Genomic DNA, 13,728 nt, shown 5'->3' with positions numbered 1-13,728 from the left:
CTATGCGTGGCCTCAGGCATTTATCCAAGGGAATCCTTGTGGCAATGCTTTTTGCAGTTGTCGCCCCAGGTGAGGCAGTTGCCCAAAGCAGGGAAGATCAAGTGGTACAACCTGCAGACTATGAGGGCTATTTGCAACAGATTGTGGATCCACATGATTCCACCAAAATTTTGATCCATCCTGATAAAGATCCCGAGCTTTATCAGGCTGTGCTGGATCTACCTACCTTCGGTGAATGTCCGGCAGTGGTGGCCCTTGCTACACGTGGCAGTGAACAAAATTCTCAGATTCGCCCAACTCGTTATAGCACCGAGGCGCCCTGGACTTCCAATGGTTTTGAAGCTGAAAACCTGCGTGCTTTTTCGCCAGGTTGGAGCAATTTCACCTGCTAAGCGATGGTACGTCAATTATGAAAGATGTATATGTGCTGGGTCTACCCGATGAGCTTTACCCAGCTTCTATGCCACTTGCAGAGGTAGGCAGCACGGCGATTGGGTTTAGCAGCTCTCTTTCAAGTGGGCGCGCCGGAGTGCTCTCCACCATTGATAATTTTGAATCAGAAACTGGTTGCACTCCGCAGTATCTCATGGTCGGTTATTCTCAGGGCGCCTTGGTGATAGAGGATCAAGAAGCCGAATTGATAAGTCGAGGGCAGTTTTTAGGATCTCTTTATTTTGCTAATCCGGCCCTGGAACCCGGGGATCCTTCCATTATTGGACACGATCCAGCCCGCGGTGGGCTATTAACTTCAAGTGCGGAATCCCCAGCCATCACCAACAAAATTAATTATTGCTTGCCCCGTGATCTGGTGTGTGATCGCACGCTTTTGAACTTCCTTGGCACAGGCTCTTCTATGTCCACCGCATTTCTTAGCAGTGGAGATGCAGTCAGTGGCTGGGAGCACACGCACTATTTTGTTAGTGAAAGGTCATGGGACGGAGAAATCTTTGACACGGTTGGATCCTGGATTAAAGCGGTTGAGCATTAATATTTTCCCCTCCGCGCAGTAACCTTAGGAACATAATTGGGAGAGGCTGTGGAGATCAATATGAGAATTCGGCGGGCATTTTTAAGCATTTTAGCGATCTCTACACTGGGGATTTTAGGCGATAACACTTCAGCTCTGGCACAAAGCAGCTGGCAGAGTGCGAATGCCACGGAAACCCATGAGGAATATTTAGCGCGCATCGTTAACCCTACAGATGACAGCATCCTAAAAATTCATCCCGCCCTTAACCCCGAGGTATATGGGGAGGTTTATGACCCACCGCAACCTGGGGAATGCCCAGCAGTTGTAGCCGTTGTAGCACGCGGTAGCGAACAAAACTCTCAAATCCGACCCACCCGCTATACCTCTGAGTCGCCCTGGACGTCCAATGGATTTGAGGAAAGAACTATCAGGGCATTCTTTGGACACCTGGAGCAATATCAACTCGAGACAACCGGTAATTCAGTGATGAAGGATGTCTATGTGATGGGGCTAAGCGATGCCGAATATCCGGCAGCTCTTCCGCTTTCCTCACAGGGCAGCAGCGCTATTGAATTTGGTGCCTCCCTATCAAGCGGACGGGAAAGTGTGCTGACCACCAACGAAAACTTTGAGGCGGAATCTGGTTGTACCCCACAGTATCTCTTGGTGGGCTATTCCCAAGGAGTTTTGGTGCTTGATGGATACGAAGCAGAACTCAAGGCGCGGAATCAATACATCGGATCTTTATATATCGCTAATCCCGCCCTGCAATTTGATGATCCCACCGTAATTGGGCACCAACCAATAAGAGGTGGGGTTCTTAGTTCACTTGAAGAGCCCAACAAAGGTGCTCCAATAATTAATTATTGTCTACCCGGCGATATTGTATGTGACCGCAGCATCCAGCAACTATCTGCCAGTGGACCCGAGATGGCAGGGGAGCCATTTCTTACTGAAGATGCTCGCCTAAACCAGGTGCATTTGCAGTATTTCCGCACCGAGAAACCCTGGGATAAGGAAATCTACGCGACAGTGGGATCTTGGATTAAGAAGGCCAGCAATTAGAAACTTTGGTGCTTAATTGTGAGTGGCTGTGGGGTAGGTCATTATACTTCCTTTTCATGACCTCACAGGCGAGCACTCCGGCACAGCGCCGACACCGCATTGGCATCATGGGTGGAACCTTTGATCCCATCCACCATGGCCACTTGGTGGCAGGCTCTGAAGTAGCCGACCGCTTCAATTTGGACCTGGTGGTTTATGTACCCACCGGCCAGCCATGGCAAAAGGCCGATAAAAAAGTAAGCCCTGCAGAAGATCGCTACCTCATGACAGTGATCGCCACGGCATCCAATCCGCGCTTTACTGTGTCTCGGGTAGACATTGATCGCGGTGGCGATACCTACACCATCGATACCCTCCAAGACCTGCGTAAACAATATCCAAATGCGCAGCTGTACTTTATTACCGGTGCTGATGCGTTGGCTCAGATTGTCACTTGGCGCGACTGGGAGAAAACTTTCGAGTTGGCTAATTTTGTTGGAGTAACTCGCCCAGGTTATGAACTTGATGCCAATATTATCCCTGAGGTGCATAAGGATCGCGTCTCTTTGGTAGATATTCCAGCCATGGCAATCTCCTCTACGGATTGCCGTCAGCGTGCCAGTGAAGACCGCCCCGTGTGGTACTTGGTGCCTGATGGAGTGGTGCAATATATTGCCAAGCGCCAACTTTATCGCCCAGAAGGCTCTGACCAAGATATGGATCCCACCGGAAAATAACTACCAAAAGGTGGACTTTTCAGGGGCGGAAATCGTCGAAAAGTTTCAACTTCTGCGGAAAAGTAGGTGATTGGGCCTGCTTCGTGGAAAACTGGGAGGAGTTGACGCGAGGAATCTCTCCTTGGCGTCGGTTCTTCCTGCTCGGGAAGAGCTAAATGAGCAGTTTTTAAGGAATTTTGTGTCTGCACTAAATGAGTCAATTCGCATCGCGACTATCGCGGCTAAAGCAGCGGATGAGAAGAACGCCGATGACATCGCCGTAATCGATGTTTCCGACATGATCGCAATCACCGATTGCTTCGTGTTGGCATCTGTCGATAACGAGCGCCAGGTAGCGGCAATCGTTGAAGAAATTGAAACCGAAATGACCGCCGCTGGTTTTGAACCAAAGCGTCGTGAAGGCAACCGCGAGAACCGATGGGTGCTGCTGGACTATGGCATCATTGTCATCCACATCCAGCGTCAGGCTGAGCGTGATTTCTATGGTTTGGATCGTCTCTACCGCGATTGCCCTCTTATTGAGGTTGAAGGCATTGAGACCATGAAGCGTGAAGCTTCTTGGGCTGATGAGGCTGATGTACGTAACATCGCAACCATCGATGAGTTGCCACCGCTGCCAGCTGAGTACGAGCCTGGCTACGAGGAAGACTAAGGACTAACCGCGCATGACTCGCCGCCTGATTTTGCTCCGTCACGGGCAAACAGAATATAACGCCACCTCCCGCATGCAGGGACAATTGGACACTGATCTGTCCGAGCTGGGGTTTCTACAGGCTCAGCGGGCAGCTGCTGTGCTCGCACAGCAGAGCATTAGTCACATCTTCAGTTCTGATCTAACCCGCGCTTATGAGACGGCCAAGGCCGCTGGGGCGCTTATCGACGCCGAGGTGGGCGTCGATAAGCGTCTGCGGGAGACGCACCTGGGTGAGTGGCAAGCGTGTACCCACCGCGAAATTGATGCGGCTTATCCTGGCGCGCGCGCCCAGTGGCGCCACAATCCGCAATGGGCGCCACCCGGTGGCGAGTCACGAGTTGAGGTAGCGCGCCGGGCTCGTCAATTTGTTGATGAGATCATGGTTTCTCTTGATGATTGGAATGATGGCACTGTCTTGATTGTTGCCCACGGTGGCACAATTAACGCGCTGACCTCGAACCTTTTGGATTTGGACTATAGTCAGTACCCGATGTTCTCTGGACTGGGTAATACTTGCTGGGCGCAGCTAACCGCGCGTCCGCGCTACTATGCTGGTAGTGAAAATCCTGAAGAGGATCTGAAAAACACTCAGATTCATACCGCTGGACCCAACTTTGACCGCAATAATGTGGGCAATGCTCAGTGGTATTTGGATGGATGGAATATGGGCGTTAACGAATAGTAGTTTTCACAAAAGAGGAGGTCAGTGGCCATGCCAGTGCGGGTAGTTATTGATTCCTCGGCGTGTTTGCCCAAAGAAGTGGTGGCAGAGCTTGATATCGCCGTTATTAATTTGCATGTAATGCAAGACGGCGAAGATCGCACCACCTCAGGACTGTCTTCGTTGGAATTGGCTGCCGCCTATGCGCGCCAATTGGAACGTGGCGGTGATGAGGGCGTATTGGCTCTGCACATCTCTAAAGAACTTTCTTCGACCTGGTCAGCTGCGGTAACTGCGGCTGCAGTTTTTGAAGAAGGTGCAGTGCGCGTTGTTGATACCTCTTCTTTGGGAATGGCTGTTGGAGCTGCGGCGATGGCAGCTGCGCGTTTAGCCAAAGATGGTGCTTCCTTAGAAGAGTGTTATGACATTGCCGTTGACACACTTAGGCGTTCTGAAACCTGGATTTATTTGCATCGTATTGATGAAATCCGTAAATCTGGACGTATTTCTGCAGCTACTGCGGTAGTTTCTACAGCTTTGGCCACCCGACCTATCATGCGTGTTCATGGGGGACGGATGGAGATTGCTGCCAAAACCCGCACCCAATCCAAAGCCTTTGCCAAATTGGTGGAAATGGCACAGATTAGGGCTGAGGGGCAGCCAGTTTTTGTGGCCATTACCCAAAATGAAGCGCGCGAAGCTGCCAAACAATTAGAGGCTTTGTTGCAGGTCAGCCTGCCAGAAGGCTCTAGTTTTATGTTTGTTGATGTGGATCCCACCTTGGCGGTACATGCTGGACCCGGTGCGGTATCAGTTTCTGCAGTGTTTGCCAATGAGGCACCAGAGTTATCCACAGCTAAACCTGTGCTGAAGTAGTTTTCCCACAGTACGGCCATATTGGGGTTTTTGGCGCAGGGGAGCGCTGGCTTAACCTGCAGGCATGAAACCCGATGTGGCAGCCCGCTTAAAAGATCTCACCAGACAAACCGGCACTGAAGATTTGCTGCGGGTGGATTATCCCAACCCGCGGTTTCATATTTCCCTCAAACACGCCATAATCGCAGCTATTGCTTTGGTGGTTTTAGGTGCGGGTTGGGTTTTTTATCAGCAGCAGTCCGCCCCGCCGGGTGTGAGTTCTTTGCTTAGTGAGAGCGCAAGCGTCGGCTCTGCTGCGAACTCTGAAGTGATGAATACGGAGCCAGCTAGCTCTGAAATTGTGGTTTCAGTGGTGGGCCATGTGGCTAAACCCGGACTAGTAACGCTGCAAGAAGGCCAGCGAGTTGCCGATGCTTTAGGGGCTGCAGAAGTATTTCCCGATGCTGATCTCACGGCACTTAATTTGGCGCAGATTCTCAATGATGGTACCCAAATAAATGTCTTTCCTATTGGTCAGGCGCCACCGCCTGGCACTGCTAGGTCAGGCGGATCGGATCCTGCGGGCACAGGTTTGATTTCGCTAAATTCCGCCAGCATCGCAGAACTGGTCACGCTGCCTGGAGTAGGGGAGAAAACAGCCCAAGCAATAATTGACTATCGCGATGCCAATGGTGGTTATAAAGCAATTGATGAATTACTTGGTGTTAAAGGAATTGGCCAAGCTAAATTTGAGCAAATTAAGCCAGCGGTGAGCTTATGAGAGAGCTGCGCTTATTGCCCGCAGCAGGATTGTTATGGCTGGTGGTACTAAGCATGATCATTTCCAGTTCTTGGCTATTCCCCCTGTTGTTGGTGCTGTTAGGAGTGGGATGTGCAGCCGTTCTTAAAGAATGGGGCCAAGCATTGGTGATTGGCAGCCTTAGTACGGTTGGTGGGATGATTGCCTGGATCCGGCTAAAAACTGCTGAGGGCTTTGAGCTTTCCCAACCAGTAGCAGGCACCGTGCAATCCACCAAGCGCCTTGGCTCCGGTGTGCAATTGATTAATCTGCAGGTGACCGGTTATCCCGTGGATCTGCCGGTTTTTTTACATAGTGATCAAAACGTACAGCCACAGACAGTAGTGACTGTCGCTGGAAAAATCGAGTCAGATAGCAGAGTGGGAATTGGGGAATTCACCATGACTGCCCAATCGGTGGAGGTAATTAGCGCACCGCGCGGCTATGCCGCCTGGGTAAACGGTGTCCGCGATAACTTTCAAACCGCCGTGGTTAACACAGTTGGTGAATCCTCTCAAGGACTTATCCCTGGCATGGTGCTTGGCGATACTCGATTGCAAGACCCAGTTGAAACCCAGCTTTATATAGATACTGGCCTGTCACATTTATCTGCAGTAAGTGGCAGTAACGTTGCTATTCTGGTGAGCTCTGTTGTGGTGGTGTTGTATTACGCTACTGTCGGCCCGCGCATTCGAGTGGTGGTTTCCTTAGCGGTGCTGGGCATATATCTGCTGTTAGTAGGCGGGGAACCAAGTGTATTGCGAGCAGCTGCCACCGGCATGGTGAGCCTGTTGGCAGTGCTGAATTCTTCCCGTATCGAGCCTATGCATGGATTATGCCTCGCCATAATTGTGCTGCTTTTGTGGGATTCAAATTTGGCAATCCACTACGGCTTTATTTTGTCAATTACCGCAACTGCCGGGATTATCTTGCTTTTTCCATTGCTATATAAGGCACTGGCAAGAATTCCAGCCCCGGATATTGTTATCCGTGCTTTGGCAGTGGCAATTGCAGCAGATGTAGTAACCATGCCCATTATTGCGCTGATGTCTAGACAACTTTCCCTGGTGGCAGTCTTGGCCAATGTCTTAGTTGACGCGATGGTGGCACCGGTGACCCTCATTGGGCTCATGGCTGTGGTTTTGTCCATGTTGCCGGGGTCTCTAGAATTCTTCGCACTAAAGCTCATTGAGCCCTGCACTTATTGGATCTTTCAAGTAGCAACGTGGTGCCAGCGACTACCTCGTTCCACAATAGATGTCGCGCCGGGATGGTTGGGGATTTTATGGATTGTCTGTGCAGTTATGTGGCTAATCGTTGCGTTGCACTATGGGTTGATCAAAATAATACTGGCGGCCTATGCAGTGTTTTTTATGCTGGGACTGTGGAACGCAAGGCTGCCGCCACAAGTTGATCCACGCGAGTTGAACTACGTGGTGCTGGATGATGAATCTGAGATTTCGCAGGTTCCAGCCGGCATAGAGCTAATTATTGTGCGTGATGCAACGGGACGGGCAGCTGAACGACCAACCATTACGCCGGCAGGGATTCCGGTGTTATTTCCCAATCGCGATGGGGAGGTAAACCTGCACACGGACGGTTCCCAACATGCTAGCGACGGGCGTTTTTAGGGTGGGGTATGGCACGATAGATTACGTGTCACCCGCAATCACCTCACCTCGTCCCATGGTTCACCTCATCCTTGGGGATGATGAATTCCTCGCCGAACGCGCGCGCCTGCAAATCATTCAAGATATTCGCGAGCGTGCCGCCAGCGCAGAGACAATTCAAGTTTCCACCATGAAGGCCAGTGAGATCACTAAAGGTGAGCTCCTCGATTTGCTTAGCCCCTCGCTCTTTGCCGAAGATCGCTTGGTCGTACTGACCAATATGGATCAGGCAGGCCAAGAAGCAGCTGACTTAGTTTTAGCTGCAGCGCTTGACCCAGCGCCAGGTATTTATATGGTGATTGTGCACTCTGGTGGTGGGCGTACCAAGGCCATGGTGAAAAAGCTGGAAAAGATTAGCACCGTGCATGAGGCTTATAAGCTCAAAGACCGTGAGCGTCCAGCTTGGGTACAACAAGAATTTAGAAACCATAATGTCAAAGTCACCCCGGATGTAGTCCACGCGCTGCTGGAAGGTGTGGGTTCTGATCTTCGCGAACTGGCCTCTGCGGTGGGCCAGTTGGTGGCAGATACCGGTGGAGATGTCACAGTTGCCAAGGTACGTGCCTACTATGTGGGCATTGCGGAAGTTTCCGGTTTTGATGTCGCCGATTTAGCATGTGCTGGTCAACTGTCTAAGGCGGTGGCAAGTACTCGGCGAGCTTTGCAATTGGGCACTAGTCCAGTGGCGTTGGCAGCTGCGCTGAGTATGAAGGTGGGCCAGATCGCCAGGCTTTATTCCACGCGCGGTCGGATTAATAGCAATCAGCTGGCCGGCGAGTTGGGAATGCCGCCTTTTGTGGTGGAGAAGGTGGCTAAACAAGCTCGGCAGTGGTCCGGTGCTGCCGTTAGTGATGCGGTGATTTTAATGGCTGAACTGGATGCTGCGGTGAAAGGTCAGGGCGGCGACGCAGAGTTTGCCATTGAGTTTGCGGTTCGAAAAGTAGCGGAGCTAGCTCGTAAATAATGCCAGCAGTGGGGGCTCAGATGCAGGTATAAGCACAGGGTAAGATATGCCACCATGACACAATCCCAATTACCCGATGATGTGCAGGAACTTGTCAACAAAATTTTTGGACTTGCACGTGAAGGTGGCGCAGAAGCCGCTCAAACCTTGAAGGCTTATATCGACAATGGCGTCGACGTTGACCTGGCTAACCAAGACGGCAACACTCTTTTGATGTTGGCGGCCTATGCCGGACATGAAGAGGTAGTCCAGACCCTCATTGAGCTGGGTGCAGATGTTAACCGCCTTAATGGTCGTAACCAAGCTCCACTGGCAGGTGCCATTTTTAAGAAGGAAGATGGTGTTATTGAGGCGTTGTTGGCAGCGGGTGCTGATCCGCTAGCTGGCACCCCGAGCGCGGTAGAAACCGCAAAAATGTTTGCTCGAGATGACCTCGTAGCGCGCTTCGAGGCATAGAGGCGTGGCATGGACCGCATTTGGCACCCTCATTCTGCTTAATATCGTCGGCAGTTTGTCACCGGGGCCAGACACCTTTTTCCTCCTTCGGCTAGCCACCCGCTCTCGCACACATGCCATCGCTGGCGTCGCCGGTATCATCACTGGCCTCAGTGTCTGGGTCACCCTTACCGTTTTCGGCGCGGCAGCGTTGCTGTCCACCTACCCCTCAATTTTGGGGATAATCCAGCTGGTAGGCGGCAGTTACCTAACTTGGATGGGGTACCGCATGTTGCGCTCGGCGTTGCCGGAGCTTTTCGACGCACGCTCCTTCCGATTTAATGCGGAAGCCCGACCCATCCCAGATGCAGAAGAATTTTTGGGAACTCATGCCCAGGTTTATCGCCAAGGTATTGCTACCAATCTTTCCAATCCAAAGGTGGTGATGTACTTTGCAGCGATTTTGGCACCGTTAATGCCTGCAAATCCATCTCCGCTATTGGCAATCGGCATTGTAGTGGCAATTCTGGTGCAGACCTTTGTGGTGTTTTCTACGATCTGTGTTTTTGTCTCAACTGAGAAGATCCGCAAAGCAGTGCTGCGCACCGGACCATGGTTTGATCTGCTTGCTGGCGTAGTTTTTGTTTTAGCTGGTATCGCCTTGATTTATGAGGGCACCATCCACCTCATAAATTAAAAAATGCGGTGTCCGTTTCAAAAGAACGGACACCGCATTTTTAAGAGCCAAAATTAGCCAAGCTTGTTGAAAGCACGTGCCATGTTGGACTTCTTGTTTGCAGCGCTGTTGCGGTGGTAGACGCCCTTGGTGACTGCCTTGTCCAGTGCGCGGGATGCAACGCGGAGCTGAGTCTCAGCTGCACCCTTGTCGCCAGCCTCAATGGTGGCGTTGAACTTGCGGATCTCGGTACGAACTGCAGAACGGACAGCCTGGTTACGCAGACGTGCCTTCTCATTGGTCTTGATACGTTTGATCTGTGACTTGATGTTTGCCATCGAAGTAGCCTCTTAAACTTTCTTGTTAAAGTTGTGTACAAACCCAAGGTGGATTGTTTCTCCCGCAGATTTTTCTTCTGCTTGGCCTGCCGTGCTACGAACCCAAGGTCCTGTTCGTATGTCACTAACAAACTCAAATTCCACAATGGACAACAGCAGTCAAGAATAGCAGGTACTGGGGCTAAACCCAAAAATGCCTAAACCCAGCCAAAGTCACTGCGAAGGCGATTAGCCACACGATCAAAGCGGCCCTTCGGAATCACTGCACCTTGACGGCGAATACCCAGCTCAGAGACCTCCAAAACGCGATCTAAGCGAACCCAGCTTTGGCGACCGCGCGGATCCCATCCGCCGGCTCCGATATCAATCCAAGATTCTTCGCCACGATGTTCTGGATTGCAGGAAACAAGGAGTCCCAGAATGGAGCTGCGATTACGTCCGATAACCACCATGGCTCGTTCGCGAGGTGGTCGGCCGGGGGCTTCAGCTGGAGCCCAAATCCACACGACTTCACCTGAATCGGCTTGGCCATCCATATCGGGTGCATAAAAGAGCATGCGCGCAATGGATTCGCTAGGAACAACATTGATTTCAGTAGCTTCATGGAATGTTGACGTGGCTGTAGTAGAGGATTTCACCGTGTTATTTACTTCCCCAATGCCCAGGCCATCACGAATATGGGCCAAACTATTGTCAACCTGTTTGTGTGGGGGATGGGTGAGGAAGCGAAGGGCACGCTTTATCAAGCCAGGCTGGCTTTTCCCATTGCCTGAAGCTTTGCGTGCGAGCGACGAGCTCATTGCATCTCACCTTTAACTCTAAGTGGATCTTCCTGCTAAACCCTATTTTCTAATTGTGGGTCTGTTTAAGTGATATCGCAAGCATTGAACATTTGTTACCTTTAGGGGGGGTATGTTTAGGGGTAATTTACTTTCCGGAAATCTGGCGTTATCTGCCTCTCCTACGGCTGTTTAACAGCTGGGGAAAGCTCAGGTAGAGTAAGACTTCGATATTTAATTGAAGGGACCACTAACGCATATGGCAGAGAAATTTGCAGAAAAGACTTTTACGGATCCGTCGATGATCCGTAACTTCTGCATCATTGCCCACATTGACCACGGTAAATCAACACTCGCCGACCGTATCTTGCAGCTCTCCAATGTTGTAGATGCTCGCGATATGCGTGATCAGTACCTGGACAATATGGACATCGAGCGTGAACGTGGCATCACGATCAAGGCCCAAAACGTCCGTCTGCCTTGGGTACCCCGTAGTGGTGAATACGAAGGCCAGGAAATCGTCATGCAGATGATTGATACCCCTGGTCACGTGGACTTTACCTATGAGGTTTCCCGCGCATTGGAAGCTTGCGAAGGCGCGATCTTGTTGGTTGACGCAGCTCAGGGCATTGAAGCTCAGACCTTGGCCAACCTTTACCTAGCTATGGAAAATGATCTTGAGATCATCCCTGTGCTTAATAAGATCGACTTGCCAGCGGCGGATCCTGATAAATATGCCCTAGAAATTGCCAATATCGTCGGCTGCGAGCCAGAAGATGTGCTGCGTGTTTCCGGCAAGACCGGCGTTGGCGTGCCAGAATTGCTGGATAAGGTTGTAGAGCTTATTCCTGCACCTTCCCGGGGTATTTCTGATGACGCACCAGCTCGTGCGATGATTTTTGACTCTGTTTATGACACTTATCGTGGCGTGGTCACCTACGTGCGTGTGATGGACGGCCGTCTTACTCCTCGTCAAAAGATCAAAATGATGTCTACTGGCGCGACTCACGAGTTGCTAGAAATTGGCATCGTTAGCCCCACTCCAAAAAAGTGTGCTGGCTTAGGTCCAGGCGAGGTTGGGTACCTGATTACTGGTGTGAAAGACGTACGCCAGTCCAAGGTGGGCGATACCGTCACCTCTGCCGTACACGGTGCTGAAGAAGCCCTAAAGGGGTATGAAGATCCCAACCCAATGGTTTATTCCGGCCTATTCCCAATTTCGCAGGCTGATTTCCCCGATCTGCGTGACGCACTGGAAAAACTGCAGCTTAACGACGCCTCCCTGACCTATGAGCCAGAAACCTCGGTGGCTTTGGGCTTCGGCTTCCGCTGTGGCTTCTTGGGTCTATTGCACATGGAAATCACTCGTGACCGCCTCGAACGCGAGTTTGGTCTTGATCTGATTTCTACTGCACCTTCGGTGAATTACCGCGTGGTAGATGAAGCTGGCAAGGAATTCCGTGTGCATAATCCTTCGGATTGGCCAGGCGGTAAGTTGCGCGAGGTTTATGAACCAATCGTTAAGGTCACCATCATTGTGCCTTCTGAGTTTGTCGGCCCCACCATGGAATTGTGCCAAACCAAGCGTGGCCAAATGGGCGGTATGGATTACCTCTCTGAGGACCGTGTAGAACTTCGTTACACCATGCCTTTGGGCGAGATTATCTTCGACTTCTTTGACATGTTGAAGTCTCGTACCAAGGGATATGCCTCATTGAACTATGAGGAAGCTGGCGAACAGCAAGCCGATCTGGTGAAGGTTGATATCTTGCTCCAGGGCGAGCCAGTGGATGCTTTCTCTGCCATCGTGCACCGCGATAATGCACAGTGGTACGGCAATAAGATGACCGTGAAGTTGAAGGCTCTTATTCCTCGCCAACAGTTCGAGGTACCTGTTCAGGCAGCAATTGGCTCCAAGGTTATTGCGCGTGAGAACATTCGTGCACTACGCAAGGACGTCTTGGCCAAGTGTTATGGTGGCGATATTTCCCGTAAACGCAAGCTGCTGGAAAAGCAGAAAGCCGGTAAGAAGCGCATGAAGAATATCGGTTCTGTGGAAGTTCCACAGGAAGCATTCGTCGCAGCGCTTTCCACCGACGAGTCTTAAAACCATTAAGCCCCGCTGAAATCTTAATTTCAGCGGGGCTTTGCGGCGTCGAAAAGCACTCTTTTAATCGGTGGTATAAGGCGATGCCAGATTTTCGCTGTGCAGGGGGGTAAACCACCAGAGGAAATCATGGTGCAAAAGGTGCAGGTCAGAGGTTAGCGTGACAGGATCTGGGCTATAAAGCGCAGGGATGTCGATGTCTTTGAATACCAGATCGTTTAGGCAATCACGCCATTTGATCGGCAATGGGAGATTGTAGAACTCGCCATAAAACGCAGCCTGCTCAAAAAGTACATGTAGGGCCAAAGCGTGCGCCATGGTCGGGGGCATAATGCATTTGCCGGTGAGGGATCGAGAAACCTCAACAACGCACACCAAAAAACGGCGAACAAATTCAACGGCATAATGCTCTGCAAAATGAGCAGGGAGCATAGAGATTACTTGGGTGTCTGAGATGTTGCTGTCGCTGTTGTTTAAGATTTCCAGATCATAAAAAAGATCATCAGTAAGCATGCGCGAGGTTTGCCACAGGAGGCCCTTCAATACATCAATGCGCATGCGTTCTTCACTGGCGGCAATGGGGTCAAGGGGCCAGTGGTAATTTTCGCAGAGGTTCTCAAAGCTGGAGACCATCGCGGACTTTTCAATTAGAGTATTAATGCTAAAAGGTTCAAGCTCTGAGGAATTGTCATCGTTGGCTGGCTCGATCTCATGTATTGACATGATTTTAGCCGTTTGCCGGGTTATCTGGATTTTGGAGCCGACGTCTACGCCCAAATTTGGGTCGAGTGCCAAAACTAAGGCCTCGCAGAAATCCTTATCAATTTTTTCTTTGATGGATTCTGCATCGAGGTGCTCTGGGATGTTGGCAAATTTCTCGGCGACAGCTTGTTTGATCCCCGCTAAGTCTGAGAACTCGACTTCCAGGTGACTGTCGCGACTGCCCACTAAGTAGGTGTACGAGGATTCATGTAAAAGAATCTAAACCCATAAGTAAAA

16 protein-coding genes are annotated in these 13,728 nt (G+C 51.0%); 13 read left to right on the top strand and 3 right to left on the bottom strand.

All coding sequences use genetic code 11. The features are described from left to right. Positions 1 to 44 precede the first annotated feature (44 nt). From H924_RS13675 to H924_RS09955, 12 genes are all read left to right on the top strand, one after another. Positions 45 to 392 (top strand): hypothetical protein, encoded by a 348-nt coding sequence (locus H924_RS13675; protein WP_211208101.1) that lies wholly within the window; start codon positions 45 to 47, stop codon positions 390 to 392. 17 nt (positions 393 to 409) lie between these two features. Next, positions 410 to 988: a PE-PPE domain-containing protein gene (locus tag H924_RS10005; RefSeq protein ID WP_052160420.1), complete on the top strand. Its 579-nt coding sequence runs from the start codon at positions 410 to 412 to the stop codon at positions 986 to 988. A gap of 48 nt (positions 989 to 1,036) precedes the next feature. After that, on the top strand, positions 1,037 to 2,035 hold the full coding sequence (locus H924_RS10000) for a hypothetical protein (RefSeq protein WP_155861953.1): 999 nt from the start codon (positions 1,037 to 1,039) through the stop codon (positions 2,033 to 2,035). A gap of 56 nt (positions 2,036 to 2,091) precedes the next feature. Beyond that, a complete protein-coding gene (nadD, locus tag H924_RS09995; RefSeq protein WP_015651848.1) occupies positions 2,092 to 2,751 on the top strand; it encodes a nicotinate-nucleotide adenylyltransferase in 660 nt (219 codons plus the stop codon). A gap of 178 nt (positions 2,752 to 2,929) precedes the next feature. Further along, positions 2,930 to 3,403, top strand: a complete 474-nt coding sequence (rsfS, locus tag H924_RS09990) for a ribosome silencing factor (protein ID WP_015651847.1) — start codon at positions 2,930 to 2,932, stop codon at positions 3,401 to 3,403. Between the two features lie 13 nt (positions 3,404 to 3,416). Then, positions 3,417 to 4,127: a histidine phosphatase family protein gene (locus tag H924_RS09985; RefSeq protein ID WP_015651846.1), complete on the top strand. Its 711-nt coding sequence runs from the start codon at positions 3,417 to 3,419 to the stop codon at positions 4,125 to 4,127. 30 nt (positions 4,128 to 4,157) lie between these two features. Next, positions 4,158 to 4,982, top strand: a complete 825-nt coding sequence (locus H924_RS09980; protein WP_029703678.1) for a DegV family protein — start codon at positions 4,158 to 4,160, stop codon at positions 4,980 to 4,982. A 64-nt stretch (positions 4,983 to 5,046) separates the two neighbouring features. Then, positions 5,047 to 5,742 (top strand): ComEA family DNA-binding protein, encoded by a 696-nt coding sequence (locus H924_RS09975; RefSeq protein WP_015651844.1) that lies wholly within the window; start codon positions 5,047 to 5,049, stop codon positions 5,740 to 5,742. Then, positions 5,739 to 7,391, top strand: coding sequence for a ComEC/Rec2 family competence protein (locus tag H924_RS09970; protein WP_015651843.1), 1,653 nt, complete (start codon positions 5,739 to 5,741; stop codon positions 7,389 to 7,391). Before H924_RS09975 ends, H924_RS09970 begins: the two co-directional genes overlap by 4 nt. Before the next feature lie 55 nt (positions 7,392 to 7,446). After that, positions 7,447 to 8,394, top strand: a complete 948-nt coding sequence (gene holA / locus H924_RS09965) for a DNA polymerase III subunit delta (RefSeq protein ID WP_029703677.1) — start codon at positions 7,447 to 7,449, stop codon at positions 8,392 to 8,394. Between the two features lie 54 nt (positions 8,395 to 8,448). After that, the gene (locus tag H924_RS09960) at positions 8,449 to 8,850 is read left to right on the top strand and encodes an ankyrin repeat domain-containing protein (RefSeq protein WP_015651841.1); all 402 of its coding nucleotides are present in this window, start codon (positions 8,449 to 8,451) and stop codon (positions 8,848 to 8,850) included. A gap of 4 nt (positions 8,851 to 8,854) precedes the next feature. Then, positions 8,855 to 9,526 (top strand): LysE family translocator, encoded by a 672-nt coding sequence (locus H924_RS09955; RefSeq protein ID WP_015651840.1) that lies wholly within the window; start codon positions 8,855 to 8,857, stop codon positions 9,524 to 9,526. Positions 9,527 to 9,579: 53 nt separating this feature from the next. On the opposite strand, the gene rpsT is transcribed toward H924_RS09955, so the two are convergent. Together rpsT and H924_RS09945 are read right to left on the bottom strand one after the other, a co-directional pair. Then, positions 9,580 to 9,843, bottom strand: coding sequence for a 30S ribosomal protein S20 (gene rpsT, locus H924_RS09950; protein ID WP_015651839.1), 264 nt, complete (start codon positions 9,841 to 9,843; stop codon positions 9,580 to 9,582). A gap of 197 nt (positions 9,844 to 10,040) precedes the next feature. Further along, complete coding sequence (locus tag H924_RS09945) at positions 10,041 to 10,643, bottom strand: type II toxin-antitoxin system PemK/MazF family toxin (protein ID WP_015651838.1); 603 nt, start codon at positions 10,641 to 10,643, stop codon at positions 10,041 to 10,043. 238 nt (positions 10,644 to 10,881) lie between these two features. Between H924_RS09945 and lepA the strand changes: the two genes are divergently transcribed. Beyond that, the gene (gene lepA, locus H924_RS09940; protein ID WP_015651837.1) at positions 10,882 to 12,729 is read left to right on the top strand and encodes a translation elongation factor 4; all 1,848 of its coding nucleotides are present in this window, start codon (positions 10,882 to 10,884) and stop codon (positions 12,727 to 12,729) included. Positions 12,730 to 12,792: 63 nt separating this feature from the next. On the opposite strand, the gene H924_RS09935 is transcribed toward lepA, so the two are convergent. Next, complete coding sequence (locus H924_RS09935) at positions 12,793 to 13,677, bottom strand: hypothetical protein (protein ID WP_015651836.1); 885 nt, start codon at positions 13,675 to 13,677, stop codon at positions 12,793 to 12,795. Positions 13,678 to 13,728: the final 51 nt, after the last annotated feature.

Source organism: Corynebacterium callunae DSM 20147, assembly GCF_000344785.1.
In the GTDB taxonomy this organism is placed as follows: Bacteria; Actinomycetota; Actinomycetes; order Mycobacteriales; family Mycobacteriaceae; genus Corynebacterium; species Corynebacterium callunae.
This window is presented reverse-complemented; position numbering and strand designations above follow the sequence as displayed.

Excerpts from the sequence above, each read along its gene's own strand:
- H924_RS09975 (WP_015651844.1), top strand. The coding sequence starts at position 5,047 with ATGAAACCCGATGTGGCAGCCCGCTTAAAAGATCTCACCAGACAAACC.
- H924_RS09960 (WP_015651841.1), top strand. The coding sequence starts at position 8,449 with ATGACACAATCCCAATTACCCGATGATGTGCAGGAACTTGTCAACAAA.
- H924_RS09985 (WP_015651846.1), top strand. The coding sequence starts at position 3,417 with ATGACTCGCCGCCTGATTTTGCTCCGTCACGGGCAAACAGAATATAAC.
- lepA (WP_015651837.1), top strand. The coding sequence starts at position 10,882 with ATGGCAGAGAAATTTGCAGAAAAGACTTTTACGGATCCGTCGATGATC.
- holA (WP_029703677.1), top strand. The coding sequence starts at position 7,447 with ATGGTTCACCTCATCCTTGGGGATGATGAATTCCTCGCCGAACGCGCG.
- rpsT (WP_015651839.1), bottom strand. The coding sequence starts at position 9,843 with ATGGCAAACATCAAGTCACAGATCAAACGTATCAAGACCAATGAGAAG.
- H924_RS10005 (WP_052160420.1), top strand. The coding sequence starts at position 410 with ATGAAAGATGTATATGTGCTGGGTCTACCCGATGAGCTTTACCCAGCT.
- H924_RS09945 (WP_015651838.1), bottom strand. The coding sequence starts at position 10,643 with ATGAGCTCGTCGCTCGCACGCAAAGCTTCAGGCAATGGGAAAAGCCAG.
- H924_RS09980 (WP_029703678.1), top strand. The coding sequence starts at position 4,158 with ATGCCAGTGCGGGTAGTTATTGATTCCTCGGCGTGTTTGCCCAAAGAA.
- nadD (WP_015651848.1), top strand. The coding sequence starts at position 2,092 with ATGACCTCACAGGCGAGCACTCCGGCACAGCGCCGACACCGCATTGGC.
- H924_RS09970 (WP_015651843.1), top strand. The coding sequence starts at position 5,739 with ATGAGAGAGCTGCGCTTATTGCCCGCAGCAGGATTGTTATGGCTGGTG.
- H924_RS13675 (WP_211208101.1), top strand. The coding sequence starts at position 45 with ATGCTTTTTGCAGTTGTCGCCCCAGGTGAGGCAGTTGCCCAAAGCAGG.